The organism is uncultured Thermus sp., from assembly GCF_938010445.1.
Lineage (GTDB): Bacteria > Deinococcota > Deinococci > Deinococcales > Thermaceae > Thermus > Thermus altitudinis.
In genome coordinates this window covers 1-4,231 of sequence record NZ_CALLUR010000073.1, presented here as the reverse complement: position 1 = coordinate 4,231, position 4,231 = coordinate 1, and the positions used below count along the sequence as shown (strand labels likewise).

Sequence of the window (4,231 nt, the reverse complement as noted above, 5' to 3'; positions counted from 1 at the left end):
GGGCACCTCGAGGCCCACCCTTCCGTTTTGCGGGCATACCATACCTCCACTTTACCCCCGGTATCCTGAGGGCATGAAGCTCCGCTTCCGGGAAAACGGACCCTACGTGTTGGACCTGCCCGAGGGAACCCCTTTCCGGCTCAACGGGGAAGAAAGGCGCCTGGAGAGGGCCAAACTGGCCCTTTGCCGCTGCGGCCAGTCCGGAAACAAGCCCTTCTGCGACGGAACCCACAAGGAAGTGGGGTTCCAAGGGGAGGCAGGGGAGATCCTGGTGGAGCCCTAAGCGAGACAAGGTCTGCCCAGGCCCCCGGGAGGGTTTTGGAAGCCCTTCCGCAACCCCCGGCGCCAGGGGGTAAACTCGGGGCATGTGGTGGAAGGAAACCGTTATCTACCAGATTTACCCTAGGAGCTTCCAAGACTCGGACCATGACGGCATCGGGGACCTCGAGGGCATCCGGAGAAGACTTCCCTACCTCAAGGACCTGGGGGTGGGGGCCATCTGGCTCTCCCCCTTTTACAAAAGCCCCATGAAGGACTTCGGCTACGACGTGGCCGACTACTGCGACGTGGACCCCATCTTCGGCACCCTCCAGGACTTTGACCGCCTCCTACAGGAGGCCCACGCCCTGGGGCTTAGGGTCCTCATTGACCTGGTTCCCAACCACACCTCGGACCAGCACCCTTGGTTTTTGGAATCCCGTAGCTCCAAGGACAACCCCAAGCGGGACTGGTACGTCTGGAAGGATCCGGGGCCGGATGGAGGCCCGCCCAACAACTGGCAGAGCTTCTTCGGGGGACCCGCCTGGACCCTGGACGAAAGGACAGGCCAGTATTACCTGCACCAGTTTCTTCCCGAACAACCCGACCTCAACTGGCGTAACCCTGCGGTGCGGGAAGCCATCTACGAGGCCATGCGCTTCTGGCTAAGGAGGGGGGTGGATGGCTTCCGGGTGGACGTGCTCTGGCTTTTGGCGGAAGACCTCCTTTTCCGGGACGAACCCGGCAACCCGGATTGGCGTCCCGGCATGTGGGACCGGGGCCGGCACCTCCACCTTTTCACCGAGGACCAACCGGAAACCTACGCCTACGTGCGGGAGATGCGCTATGTGCTGGACGAGTTCAGCCAGCCCGGAAGGGAGAGGGTCATGGTGGGGGAAATCTACCTTCCTTATCCCCAGCTGGTGCGCTACTACCAAGCGGGGTGCCACCTTCCCTTCAACTTTCACCTCATCTTCCGGGGCCTCCCCGACTGGCGGCCCGAGAACATAGCCCGCCTCGTGGAGGAGTACGAAAGCCTCCTCACCCCCTGGGACTGGCCCAACTGGGTCTTGGGCAACCACGACCAGCCCCGGCTGGCCTCGAGGCTCGGGGAGGCCCAGGCCCGGGTGGCGGCCATGCTCCTCTTCACCCTGCGGGGCACCCCCACCTGGTACTACGGGGACGAGCTGGCCCTGCCCAACGGGGAAATCCCCCCAGAAAAGGTTCAAGACCCTGCCGCCTTAAGGCAGAAGGGGCGCTTGGGCGAACACGGTCTACCCCCAGGCCGCGACCCCGAGCGCACCCCCATGCCCTGGGACACCTCCCCCTATGCCGGCTTCTCCACGGTGGAGCCTTGGCTTCCCCTGAACCCCGACTGGCCGGTGCGGAACGTGGCGGTCCAGGAACAAGACCCCCGGTCCATGCTCCAGCTGGTGAAGCGCCTTATAGCCCTGCGCCGGGATGAAAGCTTCCTCTACGGCCCTTACCGCACCTACCGGGCAGGGGGCGGAATCCTCGCCTACCTGCGGGGGGAGGCCTTCTTGACGGCCCTTAACTTCTCGGACCGGGAAAAGATGCTGGAGTTGCCCCAAAGAGGCCTGGTGGTTCTCTCCACCCACCTGGACCGGGAGGAACCCACCCCCACCTCCCTGCGCCTGCGGCCCCACGAGGGGGTGGTGGTGCGTCTAAGCTAAAGGGGATGCGGGAGGATCCCTTCAGGCACCTGGCTGAGGCCTACGAGGCCTGGTACGAGACCCCTTTGGGGGCCTTCGCCATCGCCGAGGAGGAAAGGGCCCTGAAAAACCTGCTTCCCCCTGGGGAAAGCCTCCTGGAGGTGGGGGCGGGAACCGGCTACTGGCTTAAGCGCCTCCCCTACCCCAAGAGGGTGGGGCTTGAGCCCTCTTCGGCCATGCTCCAGGTGGGGAGGGCCAGGGTACCCGAGGTGGAATGGATCCCAGGCCGGGGGGAGGCCCTGCCCTTCCCCGAGAAGGGCTTTGACGTGGTCCTCCTCTTCACCGTGCTGGAGTTCGTGGAGGATGTGGAGAGGGTTCTTGCCGAGGCGAGAAGGGTCCTAAAGGATGGGGGGAGCCTGGTGGTGGGGATCCTCGAGGCCCTCTCCCCTTGGGCGGCCCTTTACCGGAGGCTGGGGGAAAGAGGGGTCTTGCCCTGGCAAGGGGCCCGCTTCCTGAGCCGGGAGGACCTGGAGGCCCTTCTAGGCCCCCCTCTCCAGGCCGAGGAGGTCCTTTTCCTGGCCCCCGAGGCCCAACCCCCCTTTCCCGAGGCAGACCAGGCAGGCCGGCGGGCGGGAAACCGCGGCGCCCTATACTTGGGGAGATGGCGGTAAAGGTCCTTTTCGCCCTCTACCCCCTCCTGCAGGGGGACTACCGGGCGGTGGAAAAGGCCCTCCTGGCCCTGGATGGAAGCCCGGTGGCCCACCGGGTCTTCCCCACCCACACGGAACTCTTGGGGGAGGAAGAGGCCGTATTCCAAGCCCTCAAGGCCGCCTTCCTGGCCGCGGGAGAGGAAGGGGCCGCGGTGATGTGGGCCCTTTTCACCAACGCCTGCGAGGCCCAGGACCCTTTTCGCAGACCCGAGCGGCTAAAGCGCTTCCCCCCCTTGGAGATAGCCAGGAAAGCCCTAGAGGACCTGGAGGCCAGGAGCGTCTTGGACATCGGCACGGGCACCGGGGTTTTCGCGGAGGCCTTCACCCGCCTGGGCCTATTTACCGTGGGGATAGACCCGCGCTCCGACCGCCTCGAGGTGGCCCGGGCCAAGGTGAAGGAAGCCCACTTTCTGGAAGCCCGCGGGGAAGATCTCCCATTCCCCAACCAGAGCTTTGACCTGGCCTTTTTCGGTCTAAGCCTCCATCACCTGGACCCCATCCCCGCCCTCAGGGAAGCCGCCCGGGTAGCCCGGCGGGTGGCGGTCCTGGAGTGGCCCTTCCGCCAGGAGGAGGAAGGTCCCCCTCTGGCAAACCGCTTTTCCCCAGAGCGTCTCCAAACCCTTCTGCAAACGGCCCTGGGAAATCCCCCAAGGCTCATCCTGGAGGAGGGCTACACCCTGGCCCTTGGGGAAAGGCCCCTTGCGGGGGCCTGAGGGAAGAGGGTAAGCTGGAAGAAGCCCTCGAGGCCAGGAGGTGAGGTATGGCACGCCGGATCCTTTTCTTGGTAGGGGATTTCGTGGAGGACTATGAGGTCATGGTGCCCTTCCAGGCCCTGAAGATGCTGGGCTTTGAGGTGCACGCCGTCTGCCCGGGCAAGCGCTCGGGCCAGCGGATTCGCACCGCGGTGCACGACTTTGAGGGGGACCAGACCTATTCGGAAAAGCCCGGCCACAACTTCACCCTGAACCACACCTTTGACGAGGTGGACCCTGCCCAGTACCACGCCCTGGTGGTCCCCGGGGGGCGGGCCCCGGAGTACATCCGCCGGGAGCCCCGGGTATTGGAGATCGTCCGCCACTTCTTTGAGGCCAACAAACCCGTGGCCGCCATCTGCCACGGGCTTCAGGTGCTCACCGCCGCCGGGGTCATGCAGGGGCGCAGGGCCACCGCCTACCCTGCGGTGGGGCCAGAGCTCACCCTGGCCGGGGCCGAGTACGTGGAAGTACCGGTGGACCAGGCCGTGGTGGACGGGAACCTGGTGACTGCCCCCGCCTGGCCGGCCCACCCCGTGTGGCTGGCCCGGTTTTTGGAGGTCCTGGGGGTGCGGGTAGAAGGGGTGTAACACCACCTGGGCTTCGCTAGGAGGGGGCCCCGGTAGGGTCCTTCTTCCGGCCTGACGGGGAAAAGACCCCGGGTGGCGCTAACCGACGTAGAAAACCTAGGGCCAGGCCCTTTAGGCCTGGCCCCTTTTGGTGCCGGGGGCGGGACTCGAACCCGCACGTCCTTGCGGACAGCAGATTTTGAGTCTGCCGCGTCTACCGGTTCCGCCACCCCGGCGCGCGCACCCTAAGGATAAAGCCCAAGAGGAAA

General features: G+C 65.6%; 5 protein-coding genes and 1 tRNA gene. 5 read left to right on the top strand and 1 reads right to left on the bottom strand.

Features of this window, described 5'->3' with window-relative positions; all coding sequences use genetic code 11:
- Positions 1-73 precede the first annotated feature (73 nt).
- From Q0693_RS04335 to Q0693_RS04315, 5 genes are all read left to right on the top strand, one after another.
- A complete protein-coding gene (locus Q0693_RS04335) occupies positions 74-283 on the top strand; it encodes a CDGSH iron-sulfur domain-containing protein (RefSeq protein ID WP_298629503.1) in 210 nt (69 codons plus the stop codon).
- Positions 284-365: 82 nt separating this feature from the next.
- A complete protein-coding gene (locus Q0693_RS04330; RefSeq protein WP_298629501.1) occupies positions 366-1,952 on the top strand; it encodes an alpha-amylase family glycosyl hydrolase in 1,587 nt (528 codons plus the stop codon).
- Between the two features lie 5 nt (positions 1,953-1,957).
- Positions 1,958-2,602, top strand: coding sequence for a methyltransferase domain-containing protein (locus Q0693_RS04325; RefSeq protein WP_243029820.1), 645 nt, complete (start codon positions 1,958-1,960; stop codon positions 2,600-2,602).
- Positions 2,593-3,354, top strand: coding sequence for a methyltransferase domain-containing protein (locus Q0693_RS04320; RefSeq protein ID WP_298629498.1), 762 nt, complete (start codon positions 2,593-2,595; stop codon positions 3,352-3,354). The genes Q0693_RS04325 and Q0693_RS04320 overlap by 10 nt, the downstream gene beginning before the upstream one ends.
- Before the next feature lie 47 nt (positions 3,355-3,401).
- Complete coding sequence (locus Q0693_RS04315; RefSeq protein WP_243029823.1) at positions 3,402-3,983, top strand: DJ-1/PfpI family protein; 582 nt, start codon at positions 3,402-3,404, stop codon at positions 3,981-3,983.
- Between the two features lie 128 nt (positions 3,984-4,111).
- On the opposite strand, the gene Q0693_RS04310 is transcribed toward Q0693_RS04315, so the two are convergent.
- Positions 4,112-4,198, bottom strand: a tRNA-Leu gene (locus tag Q0693_RS04310).
- Positions 4,199-4,231: the final 33 nt, after the last annotated feature.

What these genes read in the sequence shown, in the direction of transcription:
- Q0693_RS04335 (WP_298629503.1), top strand. Translation starts at nt 74, where the DNA reads ATGAAGCTCCGCTTCCGGGAAAACGGACCCTACGTGTTGGACCTGCCC.
- Q0693_RS04330 (WP_298629501.1), top strand. Translation starts at nt 366, where the DNA reads ATGTGGTGGAAGGAAACCGTTATCTACCAGATTTACCCTAGGAGCTTC.
- Q0693_RS04325 (WP_243029820.1), top strand. Translation starts at nt 1,958, where the DNA reads ATGCGGGAGGATCCCTTCAGGCACCTGGCTGAGGCCTACGAGGCCTGG.
- Q0693_RS04320 (WP_298629498.1), top strand. Translation starts at nt 2,593, where the DNA reads ATGGCGGTAAAGGTCCTTTTCGCCCTCTACCCCCTCCTGCAGGGGGAC.
- Q0693_RS04315 (WP_243029823.1), top strand. Translation starts at nt 3,402, where the DNA reads ATGGCACGCCGGATCCTTTTCTTGGTAGGGGATTTCGTGGAGGACTAT.